The organism is Candidatus Bandiella numerosa, from assembly GCF_021811875.1.
GTDB lineage: Bacteria > Pseudomonadota > Alphaproteobacteria > Rickettsiales > Midichloriaceae > Aquirickettsia > Aquirickettsia numerosa_A.
Window position 1 is genome coordinate 1 of record NZ_JAJBJD010000313.1, and the last position, 205, is coordinate 205.

1 protein-coding gene is annotated in these 205 nt (G+C 40.0%); it reads left to right on the top strand.

From position 1 onward, the window contains the following. Window positions 1-205: group II intron maturase-specific domain-containing protein (locus L8D11_RS05730; RefSeq protein ID WP_272906073.1), on the top strand; the 205-nt coding region annotated here is incomplete at both ends.

Consider the following 205-nt stretch of genomic DNA (forward strand, 5'->3'; position numbering starts at 1 on the left):
CTTTATTGGCAGATGGCTCTACTACAATTGCCAAAGCTTCTATCTCTCGCTTCAAAGATAAGGTTCGCCTTATTACTAAAAGAAGCAGAGGTGTGAAATTTGATACTGTGGTTAGAGAACTTAATCATGGTTCTAGAGGTTGGTTCCACTACTTTAAAGTGGCTGATTTTCCTAAGCCTATGAAACATCTGGATGGGTGGATTCG